We start from the raw sequence: 24,964 nt of genomic DNA on the forward strand, positions 1-24,964 counted from the left end.
GATGACACGAGATATTAGAAGCTCGACATTTTACGTCCTGGAACAGCACGACACCTCCAGCCCCACCGATGCGATTCCTGTCAGTTTTGAAGAGGCTTTCGAGCAGGCCAAAAAGCTCACTGCAAGCGGCCGTGCCGTTCACGTCCTTTATACCGACGACGCTACTCAGATGCAGTTGACCCGCTTTGCCGAGGCCGGCATCAGAACGAGCCTCGCTCCGCAAGGATAGGACAAACAGCGACGCGCGGAAATGGAAGGCCGTTGAAATGAATGCGCGCGCTTACGGCTTCTGCATCATAGTAATGATTTAAATGTCCTGTCGAACCCGATAAGGGATTATGTAAAGAATATCGGATAATACAATTTCGCGCGTGCCTGCGATGCGACCGATGCGTCCAGCTGCCGGCAGCTCTGCTAGCATATCGACAGACGCTACGAGACGGGCAACGACCCGTGCAGCAGCATTTGGATCGTCATGTTCGATGTACGCACCGATTTCGTCAAGCCGCTGCAACGCCCACACGGTCCAGCGGATGCGCCTCTGCTTCATTACCGAGAAGCCGCCTTGACGTATTTGCCGATCACGCGTGCCACGTCGTCGTCACTCGCGAATTCACCTCGGTCCGCCTCGGCAATACCAGCTTCCATTTCCGCAACCTGCCACTCTTCGAATGATACGAAATCTTCAATAGCCTGTGCGGCCATGTAGGAGCGGGAACGGTCGTGTTTTTGGGCAAGTTGGTTTAGACGGTCGGCAACTTCGTCCGGGACGCGGATTGTGAATGCTGCCGTGAGCGGACCTTTCAAGTTCACTTTGAATATATTTGAACCACTCTGTTCGTAAAGGTTCAAGCGATCCTTCTTGCAGAGTTTTCGTGTGCGATGATCTTAACGCTAATGGCAGCCGGCGACGCCGGGTTTCCCGTCAGGAAATTGGTCCGGTTGACGAATGCGGTCACACGCGCGCCTTGTCGGCCTGATGGGGAACGGCCCGAAACGAGGGATCGACAGCTTCCAGGACACCCAAGATCGGAGGCAGACTGTCATCGACTTCCTGTGAGATCGCAAAATCCATAGCCAGGTCGGCATCGCCAGTCTGCATTGCCGTCGCGGGCCCCCGGACGCCGACGCACGGCCCCACATCGAGGCCGGCACGCCTTCTCGGAAAGCGCCTACTTGCGCATCAGGCTAAAGGAGAAATGGCTGCCGCGATGATAGTCAATCGCGTAGTTCACCGGGATGCCGGCTGCGTTGAAGCAGGTTTCGGTGATGAGCAGGGCTGGCCCGAAATCCCTGAGGTCATGGCGCGCGACGACGTCATCGGGAAGCATGACGGAGGATACGCTTGCGGCGGACATACGCGGGCGGCTGCCGCATTCCTCGAGCAGGTCCATCAGCGATCCGCTCCAGTCGAGGTCGTAGAGCTTCGCCGGGATAATGCTGCGCGGAACGTAGTCGATACAGTAGAGGATCGGCTCGTCCTCATGCAAACGGATGCGCTCAATGCGGATCACGCGACCGGTGGGTGGGAGATGCAAGCTATCAGCGACGCGCGCGTCGGGTGTTTCCTCGGAAATCGACAGCACCTTGTTGACGGTCGTATAACCGTAATGGTGCGCCATGTCGGTGACGCTCTCGAAGACCGTGATCGGGCGATCGACCTGCACGGCCGCGAGCGCCGAAACGAAACGGCCGCGACCGTGCTCGACATAGATGACGTCGTCCTGTTCGAGCAGCTTCAGTGCTTCGCGAAGCGCCGGGCGGGAAATTTTGAAACGCTGCGTGAGCTGCGCTTCTGTGGGCAGCTTGTCCCCGGGTTTCAGCCCCTCCAACCGGATGAGATCGGCAATCCGGTCGCGAAGCTGAATGGCCAGGGTGCGCGAGTCGCGAAGGGGCTCCTGCACTTAAACGCCTCATGTCGTTGTTAATCGTTCAATCGTTCTTGTCTGACAAATCCTTGCCGGTCAAGTGTACGAAGGCCCCGCTTTGGGCAGCGCGTCCGCCTCGGTTCACGTGGCGTTTCCGTAGATCGCGGAAAAGCCGTCTTGACAGATATTCCTGATGATGTCAGTTGTCTTACAACTATCTCAAGTAGACACCGAGAACAGAACCATGCTGAATTTTGACGAACAGAGATTTCTGCGTATCCAATCCGGGGCAATCGCACTGCAGAGCCGCCTGGAAACCGTGATCGTATCCAGTCTTTCGGCGGGCGCAGAGAACATTTTCTTCCTCGGCACCGGCGGCGCGGCGATACTGATGCAGCCCGCAGCTCAGTTGCTGCAACGGCGCTCGCGCTTTCCCACCTTCATAGACATGCCGGCGGAACTGGTGCTCGCAGGCTCGGCGCAGCTGACGGACAAGTCGATTGTCGTCATGCCGTCGCTTTCCGGGACGACGAAGGAAAGTGTAGCCCTTCTCTCCAGGCTGAAGGAAATCGGCGCGACCGTTATTACCCTGGTCGGCCATCAGGAGACACCGCTCGGCAAGGGCGGGGACCACGTCTTCGTCAACTTTGCCGAGGACGACACGTCCTGCGAATCTTTCTATCTGCAGTCGCTGTTCATTGCGCTCGCGATCCTGAACCATCGTGACGAGATCGAAAACCACGCCGAGATCGTCAGCCAGCTCTCCCGCATGCCGGCGCTGCTACTGGAGGTGAAGCGAGCCTATGAGCCCAAGGCAGAGGCCTTTGCCAAAGTCCTCGCCGCCTCGGACTACCACATCATTACCGGCGCCGGGAACGTCTGGCCGGAAGCGTTCTATTACGGTATGTGTATCCTCGAGGAGATGCAGTGGATCCGCACCCGTCCCGTGCACGCGTCCGATTTTTTCCATGGCACGCTCGAACTCGTCGAAAAGGGCGTCAGTGTCATTCTCTTCAAGGGCGAGGATGCGGCACGCCCGCTTGCCGAACGCGTCCAGAACTTTGCGCCGGGCTACACCGACAAGCTTACCGTTCTCGACACTGCCGAGTTCGAACTGCCCGGCGTTTCGGCCGATGTGCGGGCGCTGGTGTCGCCGGTGCTGATGGCGACTGTGCTGGAGCGCATCAGCGCCCATCTTGAAGTCCTGCGCAATCATCCTCTCACGACAAGGCGCTACTACAAGCGCGTCGCCTACTGATATAGCTGCTTGACGCTATAATCCGGAGCTGCGAACACGCATCATCGCGTTCGCGGCTTCCGCGTCCTATCCCGAGATACGCATGAAAACCCTCCGCTTCGCCGCCGTCGGCGACAATTGCATAGACCGGTTCCAGCCTCCGCTTTCGCAATCGCTGGTTGGCGGCAACGCTGTTAACGTTGCGGTACAGCTCGCCCGGCTCGGCCACGGCTCGCACTATTTCGGCGCAGTCGGTTCGGATCCGGCCGGACAGCGAACGCGGCATCTCCTGGCTGAAAACGGTGTCGACGTAACCCACATGCAGGAACGTTTCGGCATCACCGCCTACACGGAGATAGACGTGCTTCCCTCCGGGGAGCGTGTCTTCACTTTCGAGGATTTCGGCGTCTGCGCCGGCTACAAGCCGGACGCGGACGAAATTGCCGTCCTCAAGACCATGGATCACGTGCATCTCGGCTGGATGGACGATGAAGGCGTTCTGCGTCGCACGCTCGCCGATGCCGGTGTCAGTGTGTCCCAGGATGTGTCCGTCAATGCCGATCCGGTCAATCTGGGAATCGAAGGTCTGACGATCGCCTTTGGTTCCGCCGGCGACGACGACGCAACGGCCAAAGACTTGCTGCGCCGCCTGCTGGAATGCGGCGTGCCGCTCGCTGTCGTTACCCGAGGCAGCAAGGGAGCCCTGGTCAGCGATGGAAGACAAACTGTTTCGATCGGCATCCGGCCGGTCGAGGTGGTCGACACGACCGGTGCCGGCGACAGCTTCATTGCCGGCTTTCTCGCAGCCCGTATTGCAAGTCTGCCGCTGCCTGATTGCCTTGCGGCCGGGCGCGATCGGGCCGCAATGACCTGCATGCATGTTGGCGGTTTTCCGCAGGTGCCGCAGCCGCTCTGACGGGGCGGGCGATGCATGTCAGACGGCGAGCCCAGGCTGTCGCGGTAACAGCCGCAGCCTTCGGCCGGTTGCGAAAGACTGGATCTACAGTGCCACGAGGGCGGCCGCGGTTACAAGAAAGGTCGCCTTAGGCGCCGGCAACCCCCCATGCCATGACCTTCAAGATGGCACCAGTGGGCGGAGAAGATCGCGAGGGCAACAACAAGAAGGTCCACGGCTGTTCGGCGGCACGATGGATGCGCCGCCGCGGGTCGTGGGCGGGCGCATCAACGGGCATTGAAGCGGCCGAAACGTTCCTCGATGCGAGACTGGGCGTATTCCAGGCCGATCGAAAGGATCCAATAGATCATCGAAGCGGTGATCAGCATCTCGATGTGACGGAACTCCGTCTGGCCCTGGGTGCGGGCGAGATACATGATTTCCCAGACGCCGACGACGGAGACGAGTGAGGAGTCCTTCAGCATGGCGATGAACTGGTTTCCGGTCGGAGGAATGATGACACGCATCGCCTGCGGCAGGATTACGAGCGCCAGGGTCTGGTTGGGGCTGAGCCCGAGCGCGGTGGCGCCTTCCGTTTGGCCGCGTGAAATGCTCTGGATGCCGGCGCGGAAAATTTCCGTCATGTAGGCGCCGTAGCACAGCGAAAGCGCCAGGATGCCGGCAGGCACCGCGCCGATCACATAGCCGACCTGTGGCAGGCCGAGATAGATGATGTAGATCTGCATCAGCAGCGGCAGGCCGCGAAACAGCGAGGTGTAGAAGGTGGCGAGGCCGTAGATGACACCGTTGCTGGACAACTTGGCGATTGCGCCCGCCAACGCGATGACCGTCGCGATCACGATGGAGATCGCGGAAATGTAGAGCGTCGTCACCACGCCCTGTGAAATGAGAAAGCCGATCTTCTTGGCGATGAACGCGAAGGACAGATCGAACGAGTAGAAGAAGAGCATCAGAAGAACGAAAAGCTCAAGCCAGACGCCGACCACCTGCTGGCGCCGTGACAGCTGACGCAATGCCTTCCAGTTGGCGGCAACGATGAGCGCGATCAGGAGAGACGAAGCCAGCCGTCCCATCGTGGGGTTTTCGCCAAGCCAACCGGCCGTGGCGGGCAAGACATGGCCGATCCAGGCGGAGCTGACACCGAGCATATAGAGCGCAAGGACCACCAGGGTGAGGATCAGCAGCGCTCCGGCACGGCGCGAGGCCTCGGGATAGATTAGTATCAATCGACCGATCATGGTTTAGACCTTTCCCGTCTTCTCAGGCGGCGCGCTCGCGCCACCAATCCTGTGCCTGGAGCTTCCAATAAGTGAGCTGGGCGACGGCAAGCCCGGCAAGCCCGCCCGCCCAGACGAGGCCGAACGGTTCATAGAGCTTGTAGCGTTCGGTCTCACCGAGAATGCCTTCGGCGATGACCTTGCCGCCGATCGCCGTCGTGTTGAGGCCGTGCCCGCCGAAGGCAGTGCAATACCACACGCCGGGGCTCATGCGCCCGATCTGGGGCATCAAATGGCGGGCGTAGGACATCAGGCCGGACCAGGCAATTTCGGTCTTCAACCCGGCGAGTTGCGGATAGGTGCCGACCATTTCGGCGCGCAGTTCGCGCACGAGCGCGTCGCTCGAGGCTGCACGGGTGGTGATGCGACCGCCCCACAAGAGGCGCCGGCCGCCATCGATCACGCGGTAGTAGTCGCCCGCGCGCCGATTGTCGCCGATGGCATCCTTCGTTGCGATCGCCGAGGCGATAAGATCCGGTGCATCCTCGCTGACCATGACGTAGGTTGCGATCGGCAGGAAGGAGCGCTTCAATTTTCCATTGAGCGATCCGGTGTAACCACCTGTCGTGAAGACGACATCGCGGGCGGTCACGTGTCCACCTGCCGTTTTCACCCGCTTCTGGGCGCCTGCAAGGTCCACGGATTGTACCGCGGACATTTCGCAGATGCGGCCGCCAAGGCGTTCGATCTCGCGGGCGATGGCGCGCAGATAGTTCAGCGGGTGCATGTGGAACGCATTGTCGTTGCGCAATGCCTGGAAATACCGGTCTGACTTGAGGGCCGCGCGGACCGCTTCGCGATCCATGAATTCGAGTTCGTAGCCGTAGCGCCGGCTGGTGTTTTCCGCATAGGTCTTTAGGCTTGCAGCATTGTCGTAGCGCAGCACGCTCATCAGGCCGGGTTGCGGTTGAGCGTCATCGATCGATAGGTCGCGGATGTTTTCGCGGATGAACTCCATGCCTTCGATCGACAGCAGATGGAGGCTACGGGCTGCTTCTTCACCGGCGATACGCGTGATTTCGTCGCCGTCGGTTGCATAGCCCGGGCTGACGAAGCCGCCGTTTCGGCCGGATGCGCCGTAACCAACGCTTTCGGCTTCCAGAACCGTAACACTTTTGCCGGCTCGCGCCAGTTGCAGGGCCGTCGACAGCCCCGCGAGGCCGCCGCCGACGATCACGACGTCGCAATCGTGCGAGCTCGACAGCGAAGGACGCGCTGTCAGATCTACCATGGTGCGTTTATAGTAGGTATCAGGATAGGTCATGCTGTCCGGCTCCCAGATGCTTGGTGCGGCGTGAGACAGATCGACCCACGCCGCCATGTCGTCAGTCCGTGCTGTAGTCCTTGCCGTACCACTTGGTGGTCAACGTGCTGAGAGTGCCGTCCTTCTTCATCTCCTCAATGATGCTGCCGACCTTTGCCGTCCACTCCGGATCGACTTTTTCGGCGATTACGACGAGCGGCTCGCGGAAGGCATATTCACCTTCCAGGCTGCGGAGCGGATAGCCATTCTTGATGGCATTGAGGGCCGTCTGCTCAGGCGCGATGACTGCGTCGAGGCGCACGCCGCTGCCAAGGCGAAGATCGTCGAACGGCAGCATGGAATCGGCAAAGGTTCGCACTTCGCCCGGCTCCAGTTTGTATTCGATCGGCGGCAGGCCAGGCGCGTCGATTTCCAGTCGGCGGTTGATGAAGTCTTCCGACGTCGTCGCGGTCTCGACGCCGATGACTTTGCCGTTGAGGTCGGCAACGGACTTCGCCTCACTGTCCTTGTGCACGACATAGACATAGGGGCTGTAGTAGTAGATGCCGACGAAATCGATGACCTGTGCGCGCGCTTTGGTCGGCGTTACAGAACCGACGCCGAGATCGTAGCGTCCTTGCCAGCGGCCGCCGGTCAGCGTCGCCCAGTCCGGTGTCTCGAAGCTAACTTCGACGCCGAGGCGCTTGGCGATTTCCCGGGAGACGTCGATATCGAAGCCGACCATCTCGTTGCTGTCGTCCAGATAACTCTGGGGCGGCCAGCCGCTGTTGGTGGCGACGACCATCGCCTTTTTTTCCATAACGCGGTCGAGCGTCTGCCCGGCATGGGCAGACGCGGCCGCGGCGATAAATGCGGCGCCTACGGCCAATCGTACAAAGAGCTTCCTCACATGATCCTCCTATTCGATCCGTCAGCCATGATCCCCTGTTATGTAAGATGTCTGACAACCGAATGTGTCAGTGCTTATATTCCCGAGTCAAGGCCGTCGAGCAGACGAAATCATGAAAGGTTCAGATGGAATCATATCTTTTCGTGATGAGTGGCAACCTAAAGAAGCAGCATTCGAAATCGTCCCACAGCTTTGACCGTGACGGTCGCTTTTGCCATTTGGGGCCGATGAACGCGAAAGCGCGGTCTCCGAGGAGATCCAAGATCAAGGAAATCAATCTCCAATTTCGTCGCATCCTGGATGCGCTCGTCAAACACCTGGTGAGGCCGAACGGGAGGTGCGACATCACGACGAGGCCAGGATGGCGCTCACTTGAACCGGCAATTCATCTCTGATCTCTCGCTGCGGTAAGCCTTCGATCATTATCCGTTCTGATCGGTGTCTTGGCATTGGCCTTGCGCCGGCTTTTCCGCCAAGAAGTGATCCGCGTCGTGATCCAAGGCCCATGCAGAGCGAAACCTGCGCGCCGCGACTCAAACCCTGCTTTGCCAGAGCGTGCACAAGTGTGACTATCAAGCGAGCTCGATTGGGCCTGTGGAATGCCAAGTGAGCAAGCGCCACCGTTAGAGGCGATCTCGTGGGATACCAAGGACGGGCGCGACCGAAATGGCTGCCGAAGCTCGGCCGTGCCGTTTCCGCGCATCTAGGCGCGCGCCGTTGCTGTAAAGCTGATGCAGAGTGGCCTGATCGACGTCAAACCGCTAATCACCCATACTCTGCCACTGTCGGATGCGCTCAAGGCTTTCAATATTGGCTCGGAAAAGGGCGAGGAAGGCGCAGATCGATTTTAGCGGATATGCGAAGCGACCAAACGATTTGGGAGGAACCATGAGCATCCAACTCTTCGACCTGTCAGGCAAACGCGCCCTCATTACGGGCTCCTCGCAGGGCATCGGCCATGCGCTGGCAAACGGGCTGGCAGCGGCAGGCGCCGAGATCATTCTCAATGGACGCGACGAGGAAAAGCTGAAGGCTGCCGCCGAAAGCCTCGGGGCAAGGCATACACTAGCCTTCGACGCCACGGATCATGATGCAGTGCGGATGGCCATTGACACCTTCGAGGCGCAGGTCGGCGCAATCGACATCCTCGTCAACAATGCCGGAATGCAGCACCGCATGCCGCTGGAGGATTTTCCGGCCGATGCATTCGAGCGGCTCCTGAAGACGAATGTTTCGACGGTCTTCAACGTCGGTCAGGCGGTTGCCCGCCACATGATAAAGCGCGGTTCCGGCAAGATCATCAACATCGCCAGCGTGCAGACAGCGCTCGCTCGCCCTGGCATTGCACCCTATACGGCCACCAAGGGCGCGGTCGGTAACCTGACCAAGGGCATGACGGCCGACTGGGCGAAGTACGGTCTGCAATGCAACGCGATCGCACCGGGCTATTTCGACACGCCGCTGAACGCCGCACTCGTCGCGGATCCGACCTTTTCCGCCTGGCTGGAAAAGCGCACGCCGGCCGGTCGCTGGGGCAAGGTCGAGGAACTCGTCGGCGCCTGCATCTTTTTGTCTTCGGACGCTTCCTCCTTTGTCAACGGCCACGTGCTCTACGTCGACGGCGGTATTACAGCCTCGTTGTGAGGCCGACGCCCGGGCGCGACAATCTCGGCTTTTTCGCTAGCTTGATCCAGCTAGCGCGTTTGTAGCAGCTCACGCATGAATTTGGCAGAGCGGGGCGGAGCTCCCCGCCACTGGTCATCGCGGTACAGGTGGTTTCAGTGGCAAAGGCTGGCTTGCAGCACAACGCGTTCTTTCCTGAATGGATGTGTACAGCCGTCCATCGCGCCTCAGATTGCGCACCCGGCCTGGCTGGACAAGCACTATAAGGCTATATCCAACCAATTTGATCTCGAACGCCCGGTTTTCGGCGGCCGGCGCCCCCTTGGCATGTAGCGCCAGGCATCGTGGGGATTTATGGAGGGTTCCTGCCGCTGTTGATGGAGCGCATCGTAAAGGGTGAGATCGATCCCTCCTTCATCATCACCCACCGAGCGTCCTTGGAAAAGGGACCTGACCTCCACAAGACTTTCCGCGACAAGCAGGACGGCTGCATCAAGGTGGTCCTTAAGCCCTAAAGCCAAAGACCATGGCGGTCGCACTTGGCAGAACGCGCAAGAAAGCCTGCGCTAAAGCCACCTCGACCGTGATCGTCGATCGTCCTGTCCCGAGGAACAGTAAGGTTACGGGGAGAAAACACAATCGAGCGGTTCAAACGCGCCGACGTGCTCTAAGCCGAATAACGCCAGTCCCGATAACGCGAGAAGCGTTCATTGATGCCTGCCGAGATGCTGGCATGTTATCGGACGCGGACGAAACGCTCGGACCCAACGCCGGCGGTGATCGTCAACACTCGGCGGTCTAAATCGCCTCGGCTGGAGTCCCAGATCCAGACTCGGGTGTCCTGTTGTCATCCATGAGGTGCGCTCGCACACGAACGCACCTCTGCTTTGATGGTAAGAACCGCCTGGGGCGTGGCACACTCTGGACAGGGCCCGCCGGTCGGGGCGGGCCTTAAGAATTAGAATTCCATCCCAGGACCAGCAGGCACGGCCGGGGCGGGTTCCTTCTTCGGTTTTTCAGCGATCATGGCTTCCGTCGTCACCAGCAGACCCGCGACAGATGCTGCGTCTTGAAGCGCGGTCCGGACGACCTTCGCCGGATCAATGACCCCTTGGGAGTAAAGGTCGCCATATTCACCGGTCTGAGCATTCCAGCCATAGGAGAACTCGCTCTTTTCGCGCAGCTTGCCAACGATCACAGAGCCTTCCGCACCGGCGTTCTCTGCAATTTGGCGGACGGGGGCCTCAATTGCGCGGCGAACGATGTCGACGCCGACCCTCTGGTCCCGGTTGGCTGTCTGCAGGCTATCGAGCGCCTTCACCGCGCGCAGCAGCGCGACGCCGCCACCGGGCAGGATACCTTCCTCGACCGCAGCCCGCGTCGCGTGCAGAGCGTCGTCGACCCGATCCTTCTTTTCCTTCACCTCAACTTCGGTGGAGCCGCCAACGCGGATGACAGCGACGCCGCCGGCAAGCTTGGCAAGGCGTTCCTGCAGTTTTTCCCGATCGTAATCGGAGGTGGTCTCCTCAATTTGCGCCCGGATCTGGGCCACGCGACCGTCAATTTCCGTCTTCGAACCGACACCATCGATAATGGTGGTATTCTCTTTTTCGATCGCCACCTTCTTGGCGCGTCCGAGCATTTCGAGAGTGACGTTCTCGAGCTTGATGCCGACGTCTTCGGAGATGACCGTGCCGCCGGTGAGGATGGCGATGTCTTCCAGCATGGCCTTGCGGCGATCGCCGAAACCGGGTGCCTTGACGGCAGCGATCTTGAGCCCGCCACGCAGTTTGTTCACGACAAGCGTGGCAAGAGCTTCGCCTTCGACGTCCTCAGCAATGATCAGGAGCGGTTTCCCGCCCTGAACGACAGCTTCGAGAACCGGAAGCATCGACTGCAGGTTCGAGAGCTTCTTCTCATGGATGAGGATATAGGGGTCCTCGAACTCAACGCGCATCTTGTCGGCATTGGTAACGAAATATGGGCTGAGATAGCCACGGTCGAACTGCATGCCTTCGACGACTTCAAGCTCGGTTTCCGCTGTCTTGGCTTCCTCGACGGTGATGACGCCCTCGTTCCCAACCTTTTCCATTGCCTCAGCGAGGTACCGGCCGATTTCCTCGTCGCCGTTGGCTGAAATGGTGCCCACCTGAGCGATCTCGGAGTTGTTAGAAATCTTGCGGGCGTTGGTCTTCAGTTCCTTGACGACCGCGTCGACGGCCACGTCGACACCGCGCTTTAGGTCCATCGGGTTCATCCCCGAGGCCACGGCCTTCGCGCCTTCCTTCACGATCGCCTGGGCAAGGACGGTCGCGGTCGTCGTACCGTCCCCAGCGAGATCATTCGTCTTGGATGCCACTTCGCGCAGCATCTGGGCGCCCATGTTCTCGAACTTGTCCTCAAGCTCGATCTCCTTGGCGACCGTAACACCATCCTTGGTAATGCGGGGGGCGCCGAAGGATTTGTCGATCACGACATTGCGACCCTTCGGTCCCAGTGTCACCTTCACGGCATTAGCAAGCAAATCGACCCCGCGCAGCATACGGTCACGGGCATCGGTGTTGAATTTGACTTCTTTCGCGGCCATTTTTCACTCCTTCAATAGGCAGCTTTGTTGACTGACGTGGATCAGGCGGCCTTAATCTGCTCGGCCTGTGGCTCGATGACGCCCAAGACATCGCTTTCCTTCATAATCAGCAGATCCTCGCCGTTGATCTTGATCTCGGTGCCGGACCATTTGCCGAACAAGATGCGATCACCCGCCTGGACATCCAGCGCCTGGATCTGGCCCGCCTCGTTGCGCGCGCCTGAGCCGACGGCGATGACCTCGCCTTCTTGCGGCTTTTCCTTGGCGGTGTCGGGAATGATGATGCCGCCCTTGGTTTTCTCCTCGGAATCGACCCGGCGGACGAGAATGCGATCATGAAGCGGTCGGAACGACATGTTTTCCTCCAATGGACAAACAATGATGTTGGTGTTCCCCCAGTCGGCCTGGATGACCAGTCCGGTCAGGTACAAAACCTCAATCGAGCGTCTTGCGCGAAATGATCTGGTTTGCCGAATTTTCGATTTCAAGAGGAAGACGCAAAAAAATAGCACTCGAGCTCGGTGGCTGCTAAGGCACTGGAAAGGAACAACAAACCTTCGCGCCGCGTTTCGCTTTTTTGCTATAGGCGCAAAGGCACCGCCTTACAAAGTCAAATGGACGGAGGTGAAGCATGCAATTCTCATCAGATCTCGATTGCCAGCTTAACGGTTATGGTCTCACCACTGCGCATATCCTCTATCGCATTCCCGATTTCGAATCCGTCCTGCAGGCCTATGTCTGGCAGGACTACGATTTGGCTCCCGATTTCCCGCAATTGCATAGGTTCCTCGACTTCTGGCAGCCCAATCTTGAAGGTCCGCTGCACTCTGTCCGCTATTCGTATCAGCGTCTGATCGGGCCTAATGAATGGCGGCGCGTCGACGGCGAGTTCAGATTGTATTGAGGCTTCAACGGAATTAGTTACTCCCTGGCCCATGTGCTCGCGAGGATCGATGAGCTTGATCGGGAAACGAGAGATTTACCGCTGGTCTGAAGGCCGAAAATTTTCCCAGCCATCGCTCTTGAATCCGAAATTCGCGAAAACCAGATCAATTGTCGCCAGCCGCTGCGATCAGGGCTGGCTTTGCTGGAAGCCCCGTCTTTCGGCGCTTCCGTACCCATGTTGCTCAAGGAGGATATGGCTATGGCAACATCTTACGACTACGCACCGCTGTTCCGCTCGAGCATCGGCTTCGATCGGATCTTCAATCTTTTGGAAGACGCGCAGCGCGGCCGCTCGATCAGCGACTGGCCGCCCTATGACATCGTCAAGACCGGCGAGGACAGCTACCGGATTTCGATCGCAGTGGCCGGCTTCGCGCAGGACGATCTTGACTTGACCTTTCAGTCCAACCTGCTGACCGTGACCGGCAAGAGGCAGGAACCTTCCACGGACGGCTATCTGCATCGTGGCATTGCCGGCCGCCCGTTTGAACACCGGTTTGAGCTTGCCGACCATGTCAAGGTGACTGGCGCGGATCTGAAGAACGGTCTTCTGTCCATCGATCTCGTTCGAGAAATCCCAGAAGCACTGAAGCCGAGGAAAATCTCCATCCAGAGCGAACCATCTCTGGCGCCATCAACCGCTCCGGCACAAATCAAAGCGGACAAGGCTGCTTGAGAAGCTGTGAGGGGGCGCCGATGCGTCGGCGCCCTATGACACTTCGGGTCAGGAAGGAGAGAGACGATGAAACCCGATATGTTCAAAGAGCCCGTATCCATTCTTGTTGGCCTCGGTTTTCCCGCAGAGGTTCGCAGCGTCCTCGAGGCCTACCGCTATCTCTCCGAGTGTCCGACGTCACTCAGAGACACGGCACATTCTATTGCGTTAAGGGCATGTGGAGCCGCGCTTCGCGGCGAGATAGAAGCAGAGACCGCGCGTGGCTTGTTCGCGGCCTTTGCAGAGAAACACGATGTGCTGACGCCGGACACCAAATCCATCGTTGCGTTTCGCCTGCCGCGCGATAGAGATCCGCACGTGCGTTGAGTGGCCCAATGATCCACAAGACTTTGGAAAACGCGGTCAACGATGCGATGACGAAAGGACCAACAGTTCTGGCCTTGCAAGGTCTGGTGTTTCAACGGCCAATCGACGTTGTGATGGCACCCGCACTTTCTGTCGATGACAAGCGCGCGATCCTCGCTGCCTGGGCTTCGGACTATTACGCGATAGACTCACAACCGGCCCTGCGTCAAATTCCAGGAACACCTGAACCGGTCCTTATTGACGAGGTTCAGCGCGCTTTGGCAGAACTCGATTGTCGTTACCAAACCTGACGGCATTTCCAGGAGGGGAGCCAGTAGCGACGAGGAAGGGCTCTCAGCTCCGTCGAAGAAACAGGGCTCTCAGCTCCGTCGAAGAAACATGGATGAACAGCCGAGAATAGCCGAAACGCAGTCGCTCCTCGCCACCATGGTGCCGTCGGGTGCTGGCCAACCCGAAACCTGAGCACGCGGTGGCGGTCGAAGAAACGTCCCCGACTTTGATGCCCCATCACATGAGAGGTGACGCCCGCCAGCGTGGGGTGGGTCCTCGAGTAGATCGGGACCACCATTGGCTGCGAGCGTAAATGATCGGCGCATTGCTATTGCACCTCGGCACCATCTTGCCGATGGACTCGCATGAGGGCCTTCTCACCGAACGTTTCAGCTAGGCAGGAAGCCGTGCGTACGGAACCAAGCCACTTCATCACGCAGGGTCTCGATCACCGGCCGGAACTCCAGACCCAATTCTCGTGTGCTCTTCGCACAATCATAGCGAGAGCGATCATTCTCCGCTGCCACCGTTTTCGCCATGGCCCAACTCAAGAGGACCGGCTTGCCAGTTATCCGAGCGTAGAGTTCATTGCCAGCGCCGATCAGGTAAAGCAAAATGAGCGGAATGCGGCGCGTCGGTGCCTTTGCCGTGGTGGCTTGTGCGATCAAGGGCAACAAATCGGTCATGGTCATATGCTGTCCGGCGGCAAGGTAACGTTCGCCCCGTTGCCCCCGGCGGTTAGCCAGGATCATCGCCCGCGCCACATCGCGCGCATCGACCACCGAGAAGGAGCCGGGTGGAACACCGGGCAAGCGCTCGAGCGCCACGTCCAGCACCGTCTGGCCAGCCGAGGTCGGCCCGATATCCCCCGGCCCGTGCATCCAACCCGGTAGCACCATGGCCGCCCAGAAATCGGGATGTTTGTCGAGAAAATCGAGCACCACGCGGTCCGCCAGGATCTTGCTGCGATAATAATCATCGGCATCCCGCTCATCCCGCAACATGGACTCGTCTATGGTCTGTCCCTTCGCACCACGCAGTACAGCGACCGAGCTGGTATGGACGAAGCGCCGGACGCCGGCTCGATAAGCGTGATCGAGCAAGCCACGGGTTCCCGCGACATTGGCCGCGTAGAGCGCGTCCCAATGACTCCCGCCCTTGTAAGAGTCGCGGAAATAGGCCGCTGTGTGGAAAACCACGTCCACGCCCTTAAGCGCGTCAGCGAAACCCCGCACGTCGAGCATGTCGCCGGTGATGATCTCCAAATCCAGCCCGGCAAACTGCAATGTTGCTTTTTCGGGCGAGCGAACCAGCGCTCGCACGCTCCAGCCGTCGGCGATTAGTTCGCGGACCAGATTGTTGCCAAGGAGGCCGGTTGCGCCCGTCACGAAGGCAGTGGGCGCATGGGAATCATTATTGGGATAGTTCAGCATGAAAGTGTTCCATATTTGAGGGAACACCTCGTATAAGGCTGGACTAAGGTCCATGGTCAAGAGCTTGAGGGGTGAAATATGCTGATCGGAGAATTCGCCCAGCGGACAGGGTTGAGCCAGGACACTGTCCGATTTTATGTCCGCAAAGGTCTGCTCACGCCGCAACTCGGTGCCAAAGGTGGTCGCAATCCCTATCAGATCTTCACCGACCGGGACGCCTCGACGGTTCGGATGATCCGTTTCGCACAATCACTGGGTCTGCCACTCAAGGAGATCGCGGAGATTGCTACGGAACTCCAACGCGAGGGTTTATCGCCGGCGCGGGAAATCGAGATCATGAACATCCAGCTCGTCAAGCTTGAGCAGAAGGCAACCCAATTGGCCGAGCTGACCAATTACCTGCGGGCGAAGCGCGACTGGGTCGTATGCGGCAAGCCGGGCGATGAACCCCGATTTACCGATGACACGCTTTGCCTAATCCAGCGCCCGGTTTCCGGCTTCAGCTGCACTTCTTCAGACGCGGATTGATTCCGGACAGGTTGGCTACCCCAACTCAGGGCAGCGCATTTCCACGGGCCTTTTTTCGGTGAGCGATTGCGGATATACCGCCCTTCTTTCCTGCTGTTGCAGCCTCCGAAATCTAATTTGGAAACACGATGAACGCATTGACCATGACCTGGGGCATAGCTGGCTTGACCGCACTCGGGGTGATTACACGGCCCTTTGCCTGGTCGGAATCAATATGGGCGATGCTCGGCGCGGTTCTGCTTGTTGGGTTTGGGCTTATCGGTCCGACCGATGCCTGGGCTGGTATTGCAAAAGGTACCGATGTCTATCTGTTTCTAATTGGCATGATGTTGCTCTCCGAGCTCGCTCGTCAGGAGGGGCTGTTCGACTGGCTGGCTTCGATCGCCACCACCCACGCCAAGGGATCGCCCAAACGCATGTTTGTCCTGATCTACGCGGTCGGAGTTGTTGTGACCGTATTTCTGTCGAACGACGCTACAGCGGTCGTGCTCACTCCTGCAGTCTATGCGGCCTGCCGGGCAGCGAAGGTGAGGGACCCTATGCCCTATCTCCTTATCTGCGCTTTCATCGCCAACGCTGCAAGCTTTGTCCTTCCCATCTCCAATCCGGCCAACCTGGTGATTTTCGGCGGCGGGGACATGCCGCCACTATCGCGTTGGTTCGCCAACTTCGCACAGCCTTCGCTCGCCTCCATCATCGTTACATTTCTCGCACTGTACTGGACGCAACGCTCGGTCATTGCGGCTGATGGCGTCGCGTCCAATGTACAGGCCGTGCCATTATCCTTCAGTGCGAAGCTTGCTGGTTTTGCTTTGTGCGGGACGGCCGTCATACTGCTTGGCGCATCGGCGCTGCATTTCGATCTCGGTCTCCCTACGTTTCTCGCCGGTTGTGTGGCAACCGCCGCAGTTCTGCTGATCACGCGAAAAAGCCCTATCGAGACGCTGAAAGATGTTTCGTGGAGTGTGCTGCCTCTGGTCGCCGGCTTGTTCGTCGTTGTTGAGGCATTGAACCGAACAGGACTGATTGATCATCTCGCGCAGTATCTTTCCGACCAGGCATCGGCCTCTCCGGCACAGACCGCAGCTGCTGCGGGCGCAGTCGTGGCTCTGACGTCCAATCTCGTCAACAATCTGCCCGCGGGGATTGTCGCTGGAAGCGCCGTTCAGTTGGCACACGCGTCCGATAAGATTGCCGGCGCGGTGCTGATCGGCGTCGATCTTGGCCCCAACCTCTCCGTCACCGGATCGCTTGCGACGATACTTTGGCTAACCGCGCTTCGCCGCGAGGGACTTCAGATCGGAGCCTGGGCATTCATGAAGACTGGCTTTGTCGTGATGGTGCCCGCGCTCGCTGCTTCGTTGGCCGTCCTCGCGATCCAGTGATCAAAGTGGCCAGGCTTTGCTGGAGATCGCTTGGCAACAATCCTGCCCTCTCGTAGGTAGCGAGGGGTAGACTAGAGGCGAGCCGCATGAGGCTGATTTGATGCTGATGTTGGGCGAACTGTCGGCTCTCTACAGCCCTGTGCGGGCCAATGCTGTGCTCGATCCTTACGGTTTAGCGCTGACAGGGTTCATGCTGCCCGTAGCCTGGAAAGCGCCGCCCTGGATTGTTGTCAGCTGGTGGGGCAGGTGGAGCCTCACTCTCATAAGAGCGCCGACTGTCGCTGAGGCAGTAGTAACCAGCTTGTCTGTCAGGATGTGTCGCCGGGCTTGGCGGTGTTTTGCTTGCCGCCGATCTCGGCTTTTCGATCGAGCCGGGCGAGGATCACGCCCCATCACTTCGCCGCTACGCATCAAGAGCCGCCGCTCCGTCAAGCTGACCTAGGCTTATGGATGGCCATTCGGCTCAAGGTTGCTCAATGGCCTTTGGTGCGCGGCGGCCCCGGACGACGCCCAGAACCGCTCCCAAAGTTCCACCTGTAACCGCGCCTGCGGAACCGCCCGCAAGAACTGCGATGAAGGCGTTCAGCAGTGCAGGCAGCAGGCCGGACGCGGCCTGCACGTAAATCCCTGCCGCCAGCCCCAAAACGGCACCCACAATGCCAAGCATAATTGCGAAGCCCGTCACCGTTTCCGACGGATCGATCATTGTTGAACGTGCGGTGTCATCAATCGGCGGATGTTCGTTTTCTGCCATGTGCTCCATTTTCCACTCCCTATCGCCGCTTCAATTGCCGACTTGCGAAACGCCCTTGTATCGCCGGCGACCCTCACCGTCGTTCAAGAGGATTCGCGCCGCTGCACCGTCCAAATCGCTGAACTGCTGAACTGTCAGCACACAGGCCGACTGGGCCCATAAGGAGTGCCGCGGGGATGAGAGCCACCAGATAACTCATGATATCACGGCGGTGTGGCCGCTCCATTGTTCCCAGCGAAATATCGGGCTAGCTAACCGCATGGAATTGCAAACGACAAGAACCGACGACAACGACATTGCAATGGCTGCTGCTAGCGGCGTGACGCTTCCCGCAATCGCAAACGGAATACTGACGACGTTATAGGCCACCGCGAAACCGAAATTTTGGCGGACAAGATCGTTTGCTCGTTTGGCGGTCTCGATAATGTCTCGCACAGCCAACAGATTATCGCCCAGGAATATGAAGTCAGCATGGTTTCGGCCAATGTCCGAGGCCGTTGATGGCGCGATCGAAACATCGGCTGCGGCGAGGGCAGGGGCGTCATTTAACCCATCGCCAACCATCACGACTTTATCTGATGAGGATTGGAGAGCCCTTATCGCGGCAACCTTGTCAGCCGGGAGCAGCTCCGCGCTGTATCTTTCAATACCGAGACGGTTTGCAACGCGAGATACGGCACGGTTATTATCTCCCGAGACAATACCGAGCGAGGTCCCACCCGCCCTCAGTGTCTGAACCAGCTCTGACGCTCCTGGTCGGACGACGTCCTCAAATTCGAAGACGGCAAGTATCTGATCGTCTCTGGTGAGCACCGAAGCGGTCCCATCGAAGTCTCGTGAAAAGTCCGGAAGGTTCGTTGCCCAGGATGCTCGGCCCAAACGGTAGGTCTGCCCGTGCCTGCGCCCTTCGATACCAAGACCGTGAATTTCGTCTACACTGTCGAATACTTCCGGCTTCGAACCCGCGCGCGTACCCGCATCGGCAACTGCTCGTGCGACGGGATGGTTTGAAAGCTGCGCAAGGCTGGTTGCAATACCAAGAGCGCCGGCAAGTATTTGCTCGGCCTTGACCAACTGAGGTAGGCCAAACGTCAGCGTTCCTGTCTTGTCGAACAACACGGTGCGCGCGTGGCATACCCGTTCCAGGGCAGAACCGTCCCTCACCATGATGCCCCGTTCGAAAAGCCGCCGTGTTGCGACGACCTGGACCATGGGAACCGCCAATCCAAGTGCGCATGGGCAGGTGATGATCAGAACCGCGATCGCAGTTGTGACGGCTTGGTGAAGGTCTCCCGAGACGTACAACCAGCCAGCAAGCGTGATTGCGGCAATGGAGTGGACCACCGGCGAATACAAGGCTGCGGCGCGATCCGCCACGCGCCTGTAGTTTGTTCGAGCGCTCTCGGCCGCGTCCACCATGCGTGCCATTTCTGCTAAAAAAGAGTCGCCGGCATTTTTGGTCGCAACAACCAGGATTGGGCTACCAGCGTTCAGTACGCCCGCTGACAACGTTGCGCCCACGTCGACGGACCTCCATCGACTTTCCCCTGACACTAAGGACGAGTCGATTTCGGTTCCTCCCTCGTGCACAACGGCGTCGACCGGTACGCGATCGCCTGACCGGACAAGCAGGCGCATTCCCGGCTGAACTTCCTCGAGTGGGGTGTAAGAAAACGTCCCATCCTCATGCGCGACGTTGGCGCCCATCGGTATGAGTTTTTGAAGATCCTCGATCGCGGAACGTACCTTGCCCCGCATCATTTGATCCAGGGTCCTGCCAGCCAGGAGGACGAAGATGAGCGACACGCTGGCATCGAAATAAACATGTCGCGCGCCTGTAAAGGTATCGTACAAACTGAGGATGAAAGCGAGGATGATGCCGACACTGATAGGTACATCCATGTTGGTCTGTCCGCTCCGCAGCGCCCTCCATGCGGATGCATAGAAAATCCTGCCGGAGTAGAAGACAGCCGGAAGGGCCAAACCAGCGGAAATCATGTGAAATGCGTTTCGTGTTGCTGGATCTGCCCCTGACCAGACCGAAACAGAGAGGATCATGATATTCATTGAGCAAAAGCCGGCAACCGCAAGCGCTACCAAGAACGACGACAAGGATTCATCGGCGGACACATCAGTGACGATGTGAGCAGAATAGCCCGCCCTGGCTAACGCCCCGATGAAATCGGGGCATTGGGCCTTTTCGCTGTCCCAACTGACTGTGACGCGTCTTCGTGACAGGTTCACGCGCGCGGATTCAACAGCTTGGAGGTCGCCCAACGCCCGTTCGATCTTTGCGATACAACCTGCGCAATGCACCTCAGGTGTAGAAAGGGTTACCTGTCGAAGTCCATTTCCAACACCTCGGCTTGCCAGCAATATTTCCTCGCCACGAGAACGAACCGCATCCTTGTCTGGACAAATATCAGCGAACGAGCAGCAAGCCATGGCTATTTCACCGCTTTATACGCGTGCCAGGTTGCGTGGCCGAGAAGCGGGAAAATGACGATCAACCCGATGCCCGCGGTGGCCACTGCGATCACAAACAGAGCCAAAATCAGCGCACCCCAGAGCAGCATTGGACGCAAGTTGTTCCAGACCAACGCGGCACTGAGACCCATCGCCGTGAAGGCATCGATCTGCTGGTCGAGTAGCATTGGAATCGAAAAGGCGCTGATTGCAAACGAGAAACCTGCGAACAAGGCCCCCACAAATAGACCCACGGCTAGCATCGCCCAGCCGGTCGGCGTGGTGAGGAGCAGTTCGGCGACGTGCTGGAGGCCGGGGAAGGGGCGAACGCCAAAAAAGAGTGCATAGATCAGGACTGCGGCTCGCATCCACAAAAGCGTGAGCATGCAAAGGAGCAATCCTGTGAAAAATACCTGAGCGCCAGCTCTCGGGCGGACGCCAAGCATCCCACCGAACGTGGTCTGCTGCGCGCTCTCAAGGCGAGCACTCTTCAAATAGAGACCCGACGCCAGAAGTGGTCCGATGATCATCAGACCGGCAACAACTGGAAAGAGAAAGTAATCGCGCCCGGTTGCAAACAATACCCATACCGAGAGGCTGCAAAGAGCGCAGACGACGACGCCATAGGCCAGGCTTTGGGCAGGGGAGATCAAGAAGTCGCGCCAGCCTTTAGCCAGCCAGGTGAACGGGGCGTTTATGGGCAGGTGTCGTTGCCATTTTGGGTTCCAAGTTTCTTCTATACCCGAGACCTCACTAATGAGACGCCTGGTTTTGTTGTGCGAAACCATATGACTCTCCTTAAGCTCGCGATCAGCACGATGACTTGGCTGCCTTGAACTGCCCCGGTCCAGTTCCGGCATCCTTCAGATGCGCTACACATCCAGGATCGCTGTCGTACGCCACAAACAACAAATGAGCATTCGCGCCCACAAAGAGCGCGCATGCCGCAGCAATGAGAGAGAAAACCAGGATGGCCGATTTTGATCGGTGTCTTGTCGTCATCACGGCTTCTCTACTCCAAGGGAGTTCACATAAAGAGCCAGGACCTTGATCTCGAGGGGCGTCAACCGCTCGTCCCAAGTTGGCATGTGGCCCTGCCGTCCGCCGTGAACTGTATCGATGATATTTTGAAGGCTACCGCCATACACCCAATACTGGTCTGTAAGGTTGGGTGCCCCAACCTCCTGATTTCCTTGGGCATCCTCACCATGGCACGCAGCGCACGTTGTGAGGAAGACTTCGCGGCCGCGCTCCATTTGCCCGACGTTATCGGCAGTGGAGGCGGCGGGAATAGTGAGGGAGCGAACATACAATGCGACATCCCTGACCTGATTGCGATCCAGCATTTCGTCACGGCCAAAGGCGGGCATCTGCGCCACCCGGCTCTCCTCATGCTGGGTGTTGATCCCGACTTTGAGCGTCTGAGCGATGTTTTCCGGACTGCCGCCCCACAGCCAATCGTCATCCGTGAGGTCTGGGTAGTTATTCCTACCCCGCCCATCGACGCCATGACAGGCAGCACAGTTATCTCCGAACAATTGGTGCCCCATCGATCTGACGGTGGCGATCAAACGTTCGTTGGCTCTGATTTCGTCGAAAGATAGGGTTTCAAGTTGTGTCGTCAGGGCGGCCCGGGCTGATGTGGCACTTGCCAATTTCTCTTCGACGGTTTTGCGCTGGTCGATACCCAGCAGCCCCTTGGTGTAGGTCGAACCAAGCGGCCATGTAGGAAGCAGCACCCACCATACAAGCGCGAAAATATGCGTGATGATGAGGAAAAGAAGGACCCCTCGCGGTACCGGAGTGTCCAGTTCTTTTATGCCGTTCCATTCGTGCCCGGTTGTTTTGCGGCCGCTAACGGGATCGATTTCGTCTACTTCCATGGCACATCGTCCTCATCGAGAATGTTGTGTTTTGCCCGGTCGAACCGAGCCTTGTTAGACGGCCAGAAAGTGTAAACAAGCACGCAAATCGAGAAGCCGATGAGGTAGAATAAGCCCCAACTCTTGGCTGCTTCAACCAGAGTATCGTGCGTAAACATTTCGGCTCTCCCCGGGTTCAATCGTTGGGATCGGGTGCTTGTTCCGTCGCTGCCGTGTTGGCATAGGCGGCTTCGGTCAGACGGCCAAGCACTTGGAGGTAGGCCACGAGCGCATCCATCTCGGTCACGTTCGTGGCAACGCCATCGAAGGCAGTGACTGTCGTATTCTCCCCGTATCGCTCGGAGACGCCTGAGGATTGCGTGCTGTCGGGCATTGCCTGGCCGTAGGCGTCAGACGAGGCATTGGCAATCATAGCGTCTGTGTAGGGCACGCCAACCACTCGCTGAGCTTGGAGGTGCTCGGCAAGGTCGTTCATCCGCAATGGCGTCCTCGCAAGCCAAGCATATGCCGGCATGTTCGATTCCGGCACAACGTCACGAGGATTGCTTAGATGAGCGACGTGCCAGAAGTCTGAATACTTCCCACCGATGCGGGCAAGATCGGGTCCCGTGCGTTTAGATCCCCATAACATTGGATGATCGTATTTCGACTCGACTGCAAGCGAGTAGGGGCCGTACCGTTCAACCTCATCGCGTAGCGTGCGGATCATCTGGCTGTGACAGGCGTAGCAACCTTCCCGGACATAGATATTGCGGCCTGCTAACTCGAGCGGCGTATAAAGCCGCATATCGTCCACAGTTTCGACCGTCTCGTCGATCGTGAACAAGGGGGCAATCTCCACAATGCCTCCTACACTTGCCGCAGCGATGATTGCCAGTACAAATCCGATTGCAGTCCGTTCGAGCTTGCGATGAAACAGTTCTGGCATCGCTTTACTCCGCTGGGCCTGTTGCCGTGTTTTGTGGGATTGACGTGATGGGCGGCGCATCTCCTGCGTAACCCCCCACAGGGGCTTCCCGAACGGTCATCCAGATATTGTAGGTCGCAACGATCGCGCCCAACAGGAAGAGGAACCCCCCGAAGGCGCGGGCGATATAATAGGGATACATTGCAACAAGTGAATCGACGAACGAGTAGGTAAGATTGTTGTCCTCACTATAGGTGCGCCACATCAGACCCTGGATGATGCCCGAGTTCCACATGGCAAACACATAGATCAGCGTGCCTGCAAGAGCGAGCCAGAAGTGGACTTCGACCAGCGTGGCTGAATACATGCGTTCCCGTTTCCAGATGGCGGGCACCAGCGTGTACAGTGATCCGTAGGTGATCAGCGCCACCCACCCGAGTGCACCCGCATGCACGTGCCCGACGGTCCAATCGGTATAATGGGAAAGGGAGTTCACCGGGCGTATGGCGAGAAACGAGCCTTCGAAGGTGGACAACCCATAGAAAAAGGCGGCGGTCATCATGAAACGAAGTGTGGCGTCATCCCGCACCTTATGCCACGCGCCGTTGAGCGTGAGCAGCGCGTTCCCCGCTGAGGCCCATGATGGAACGAGCAACATGACCGAAAATGTCATGCCAAGATTTTGTACCCAATGGGGCAATGCCGTGTAGTGTAAGTGATGGGATCCGGCCCACATATAAAAGAACGTAATACCCCAGAAGCTTAGTATCGATAGGCGATACGAAAAAATAGGTCGTTCGGCTCGTTTCGGCAAATAGTAATAAAGCATTGCCAGAAAGCCTGCAGTCAAAAAGAAAGCAACAGCGTTGTGCCCATACCACCATTGCACCATAGAATCCTGGACGCCTGCCCAGATTGTATAGCTTTTTGCGTGGCCGAGTGAGACGGGGATCGTCAGGTTGTTGACGATGTGCAAGATAGCGACCACCAGGATGAAAGCCATATAGTACCAGTTGGCGACATAGATGTGAGGTTCACGGCGACGCGCCAAAGTCCTGATGTACAGGATGAAGTAGGTCACCCAGACAATTACAAGCCAGAGATCAGCATACCATTCCGCCTCGGCATATTCTTTCGATTGGGTGATCCCCATGAAATACCCGGTGACTGCCAATATGCAGAATAGATTATAGCCCATCAGCACGAACCACGGACTGAGCTGGTCGGCCAACCTTGCGCGGGACGTTCTCTGGACGACGTGGAATGAAGTTGCGATCAAGGCATTGCCACCAAATCCAAAAATGACGCCCGTCGTATGCGCTGGACGGATGCGGCCGAAACTTGTCCATGCCGTATCGAAATTAAGACTGGGCCAAGCGAGCTGTGCGGCCGCCCAAACACCGATGAACATCCCAAAGATCGCCCAGGCGAGGGTGAATGCGACACCGGCCTTGATCGGATCATCATAGTATCGCTCGATACGGGTCGGATCGGGCACACCCTCAAATGCACGCGAAATGATGATGAATATGAGCGCGACACTGTAGAAGAAGATTATTGCGCCATGAACGCCCAGGGGGTCGGTTCGACCAGCCACTCCCATCGCGATCCCGATAATCGCGAGCAAAATTAATATGGCGGACGCCAGCCCCCGTTCGATGGTCGTCAACTGTCCCATGGTTCGACCCCT

Annotated in this window: 27 protein-coding genes and 2 pseudogenes; 11 read left to right on the top strand and 18 right to left on the bottom strand. The window is 58.3% G+C overall.

Annotated features, from left to right (window positions below):
- The first annotated feature begins 1 nt into the window (after window position 1).
- Window positions 2-229, top strand: a complete 228-nt coding sequence (locus tag ASD52_RS05640) for a hypothetical protein (protein WP_057221663.1) — start codon at window positions 2-4, stop codon at window positions 227-229.
- Between the two features lie 78 nt (window positions 230-307).
- Here the strand turns inward: ASD52_RS05640 and ASD52_RS05645 are convergent, their stop codons facing one another.
- The 4 genes and pseudogenes from ASD52_RS05645 to ASD52_RS05655 all read right to left on the bottom strand — a co-directional run bounded on the left by ASD52_RS05645 (window position 308) and on the right by ASD52_RS05655 (window position 1,904).
- Window positions 308-550: a type II toxin-antitoxin system RelE/ParE family toxin gene (locus ASD52_RS05645; RefSeq protein WP_057221664.1), complete on the bottom strand. Its 243-nt coding sequence runs from the start codon at window positions 548-550 to the stop codon at window positions 308-310.
- A complete protein-coding gene (locus ASD52_RS05650) occupies window positions 550-807 on the bottom strand; it encodes a CopG family ribbon-helix-helix protein (protein ID WP_057223693.1) in 258 nt (85 codons plus the stop codon). Before ASD52_RS05650 ends, ASD52_RS05645 begins: the two co-directional genes overlap by 1 nt.
- Before the next feature lie 110 nt (window positions 808-917).
- Window positions 918-1,129: pseudogene (locus ASD52_RS36910) on the bottom strand (GSU2403 family nucleotidyltransferase fold protein); the annotation flags it as partial.
- A gap of 43 nt (window positions 1,130-1,172) precedes the next feature.
- The gene (locus tag ASD52_RS05655; RefSeq protein ID WP_057218601.1) at window positions 1,173-1,904 is read right to left on the bottom strand and encodes a GntR family transcriptional regulator; all 732 of its coding nucleotides are present in this window, start codon (window positions 1,902-1,904) and stop codon (window positions 1,173-1,175) included.
- Window positions 1,905-2,112: 208 nt separating this feature from the next.
- Here ASD52_RS05655 and ASD52_RS05660 point away from each other — a divergent pair, with 208 nt between their 5' ends.
- Together ASD52_RS05660 and ASD52_RS05665 are read left to right on the top strand one after the other, a co-directional pair.
- Window positions 2,113-3,126, top strand: coding sequence for an SIS domain-containing protein (locus ASD52_RS05660; protein ID WP_057223544.1), 1,014 nt, complete (start codon window positions 2,113-2,115; stop codon window positions 3,124-3,126).
- 82 nt (window positions 3,127-3,208) lie between these two features.
- Entirely contained in the window at window positions 3,209-4,021 is an 813-nt protein-coding gene (locus ASD52_RS05665; RefSeq protein WP_057218694.1) for a PfkB family carbohydrate kinase, read from the top strand.
- Between the two features lie 266 nt (window positions 4,022-4,287).
- On the opposite strand, the gene ASD52_RS05670 is transcribed toward ASD52_RS05665, so the two are convergent.
- From ASD52_RS05670 to ASD52_RS05680, 3 genes are all read right to left on the bottom strand, one after another.
- Window positions 4,288-5,259, bottom strand: a complete 972-nt coding sequence (locus ASD52_RS05670; protein ID WP_057209309.1) for an amino acid ABC transporter permease — start codon at window positions 5,257-5,259, stop codon at window positions 4,288-4,290.
- A 22-nt stretch (window positions 5,260-5,281) separates the two neighbouring features.
- On the bottom strand, window positions 5,282-6,562 hold the full coding sequence (locus ASD52_RS05675) for an FAD-binding oxidoreductase (protein WP_082555703.1): 1,281 nt from the start codon (window positions 6,560-6,562) through the stop codon (window positions 5,282-5,284).
- 61 nt (window positions 6,563-6,623) lie between these two features.
- Window positions 6,624-7,451: a transporter substrate-binding domain-containing protein gene (locus ASD52_RS05680; RefSeq protein WP_057221667.1), complete on the bottom strand. Its 828-nt coding sequence runs from the start codon at window positions 7,449-7,451 to the stop codon at window positions 6,624-6,626.
- Between the two features lie 888 nt (window positions 7,452-8,339).
- Between ASD52_RS05680 and ASD52_RS05690 the strand changes: the two genes are divergently transcribed.
- Together ASD52_RS05690 and ASD52_RS36915 are read left to right on the top strand one after the other, a co-directional pair.
- Window positions 8,340-9,095: an SDR family oxidoreductase gene (locus tag ASD52_RS05690; protein WP_057221669.1), complete on the top strand. Its 756-nt coding sequence runs from the start codon at window positions 8,340-8,342 to the stop codon at window positions 9,093-9,095.
- A 341-nt stretch (window positions 9,096-9,436) separates the two neighbouring features.
- Window positions 9,437-9,589: pseudogene (locus ASD52_RS36915) on the top strand (glutathione-dependent formaldehyde dehydrogenase); the annotation flags it as partial.
- A gap of 443 nt (window positions 9,590-10,032) precedes the next feature.
- Here the strand turns inward: ASD52_RS36915 and groL are convergent.
- The gene (gene groL / locus ASD52_RS05695) at window positions 10,033-11,661 is read right to left on the bottom strand and encodes a chaperonin GroEL (protein ID WP_057221670.1); all 1,629 of its coding nucleotides are present in this window, start codon (window positions 11,659-11,661) and stop codon (window positions 10,033-10,035) included.
- Window positions 11,662-11,702: 41 nt separating this feature from the next.
- Entirely contained in the window at window positions 11,703-12,017 is a 315-nt protein-coding gene (gene groES / locus ASD52_RS05700) for a co-chaperone GroES (RefSeq protein WP_057218594.1), read from the bottom strand.
- A gap of 275 nt (window positions 12,018-12,292) precedes the next feature.
- On the opposite strand from groES, the gene ASD52_RS36925 reads away from it, so the two are divergent.
- From ASD52_RS36925 to ASD52_RS05720, 4 genes are all read left to right on the top strand, one after another.
- Entirely contained in the window at window positions 12,293-12,565 is a 273-nt protein-coding gene (locus ASD52_RS36925; protein WP_082555694.1) for an usg protein, read from the top strand.
- A gap of 240 nt (window positions 12,566-12,805) precedes the next feature.
- On the top strand, window positions 12,806-13,282 hold the full coding sequence (locus tag ASD52_RS05710) for an Hsp20 family protein (RefSeq protein WP_057218592.1): 477 nt from the start codon (window positions 12,806-12,808) through the stop codon (window positions 13,280-13,282).
- Window positions 13,283-13,348: 66 nt separating this feature from the next.
- Entirely contained in the window at window positions 13,349-13,648 is a 300-nt protein-coding gene (locus tag ASD52_RS05715) for a DUF982 domain-containing protein (RefSeq protein WP_057218591.1), read from the top strand.
- An 8-nt stretch (window positions 13,649-13,656) separates the two neighbouring features.
- A complete protein-coding gene (locus ASD52_RS05720) occupies window positions 13,657-13,938 on the top strand; it encodes a hypothetical protein (RefSeq protein WP_057223546.1) in 282 nt (93 codons plus the stop codon).
- A 369-nt stretch (window positions 13,939-14,307) separates the two neighbouring features.
- Here the strand turns inward: ASD52_RS05720 and ASD52_RS05725 are convergent, their stop codons facing one another.
- A complete protein-coding gene (locus tag ASD52_RS05725) occupies window positions 14,308-15,351 on the bottom strand; it encodes an SDR family oxidoreductase (RefSeq protein ID WP_057218588.1) in 1,044 nt (347 codons plus the stop codon).
- Between the two features lie 78 nt (window positions 15,352-15,429).
- On the opposite strand from ASD52_RS05725, the gene ASD52_RS05730 reads away from it, so the two are divergent.
- Complete coding sequence (locus tag ASD52_RS05730; protein ID WP_057223548.1) at window positions 15,430-15,879, top strand: MerR family transcriptional regulator; 450 nt, start codon at window positions 15,430-15,432, stop codon at window positions 15,877-15,879.
- 128 nt (window positions 15,880-16,007) lie between these two features.
- Window positions 16,008-17,264, top strand: a complete 1,257-nt coding sequence (locus ASD52_RS05735; RefSeq protein ID WP_057223550.1) for an arsenic transporter — start codon at window positions 16,008-16,010, stop codon at window positions 17,262-17,264.
- A 463-nt stretch (window positions 17,265-17,727) separates the two neighbouring features.
- On the opposite strand, the gene ASD52_RS05740 is transcribed toward ASD52_RS05735, so the two are convergent.
- From ASD52_RS05740 to ccoN, 8 genes are all read right to left on the bottom strand, one after another.
- Window positions 17,728-18,027, bottom strand: coding sequence for a hypothetical protein (locus tag ASD52_RS05740; RefSeq protein ID WP_063991811.1), 300 nt, complete (start codon window positions 18,025-18,027; stop codon window positions 17,728-17,730).
- Between the two features lie 186 nt (window positions 18,028-18,213).
- On the bottom strand, window positions 18,214-20,463 hold the full coding sequence (locus tag ASD52_RS05745) for a heavy metal translocating P-type ATPase (protein WP_057223553.1): 2,250 nt from the start codon (window positions 20,461-20,463) through the stop codon (window positions 18,214-18,216).
- A gap of 2 nt (window positions 20,464-20,465) precedes the next feature.
- Window positions 20,466-21,272 carry a DUF2189 domain-containing protein gene (locus tag ASD52_RS05750; protein WP_057223555.1) on the bottom strand — a complete coding sequence of 269 codons (807 nt, stop codon included), beginning with the start codon at window positions 21,270-21,272 and terminating at the stop codon, window positions 20,466-20,468.
- Window positions 21,273-21,294: 22 nt separating this feature from the next.
- Entirely contained in the window at window positions 21,295-21,486 is a 192-nt protein-coding gene (locus ASD52_RS40700; RefSeq protein WP_082571737.1) for a hypothetical protein, read from the bottom strand.
- Window positions 21,486-22,367 carry a cytochrome-c oxidase, cbb3-type subunit III gene (ccoP, locus tag ASD52_RS05755; protein WP_057223557.1) on the bottom strand — a complete coding sequence of 294 codons (882 nt, stop codon included), beginning with the start codon at window positions 22,365-22,367 and terminating at the stop codon, window positions 21,486-21,488. The genes ASD52_RS40700 and ccoP overlap by 1 nt, the downstream gene beginning before the upstream one ends.
- The gene (locus tag ASD52_RS05760; protein WP_057209352.1) at window positions 22,358-22,525 is read right to left on the bottom strand and encodes a CcoQ/FixQ family Cbb3-type cytochrome c oxidase assembly chaperone; all 168 of its coding nucleotides are present in this window, start codon (window positions 22,523-22,525) and stop codon (window positions 22,358-22,360) included. The genes ccoP and ASD52_RS05760 overlap by 10 nt, the downstream gene beginning before the upstream one ends.
- Before the next feature lie 17 nt (window positions 22,526-22,542).
- Entirely contained in the window at window positions 22,543-23,295 is a 753-nt protein-coding gene (ccoO, locus tag ASD52_RS05765) for a cytochrome-c oxidase, cbb3-type subunit II (RefSeq protein ID WP_057209355.1), read from the bottom strand.
- 4 nt (window positions 23,296-23,299) lie between these two features.
- The gene (gene ccoN, locus ASD52_RS05770; RefSeq protein ID WP_057221675.1) at window positions 23,300-24,952 is read right to left on the bottom strand and encodes a cytochrome-c oxidase, cbb3-type subunit I; all 1,653 of its coding nucleotides are present in this window, start codon (window positions 24,950-24,952) and stop codon (window positions 23,300-23,302) included.
- Window positions 24,953-24,964 lie beyond the last annotated feature (12 nt).

Origin of the sequence: Ensifer sp. Root142, assembly GCF_001426785.1 — a bacterium.
Taxonomy (GTDB): domain Bacteria; phylum Pseudomonadota; class Alphaproteobacteria; order Rhizobiales; family Rhizobiaceae; genus Ensifer; species Ensifer canadensis.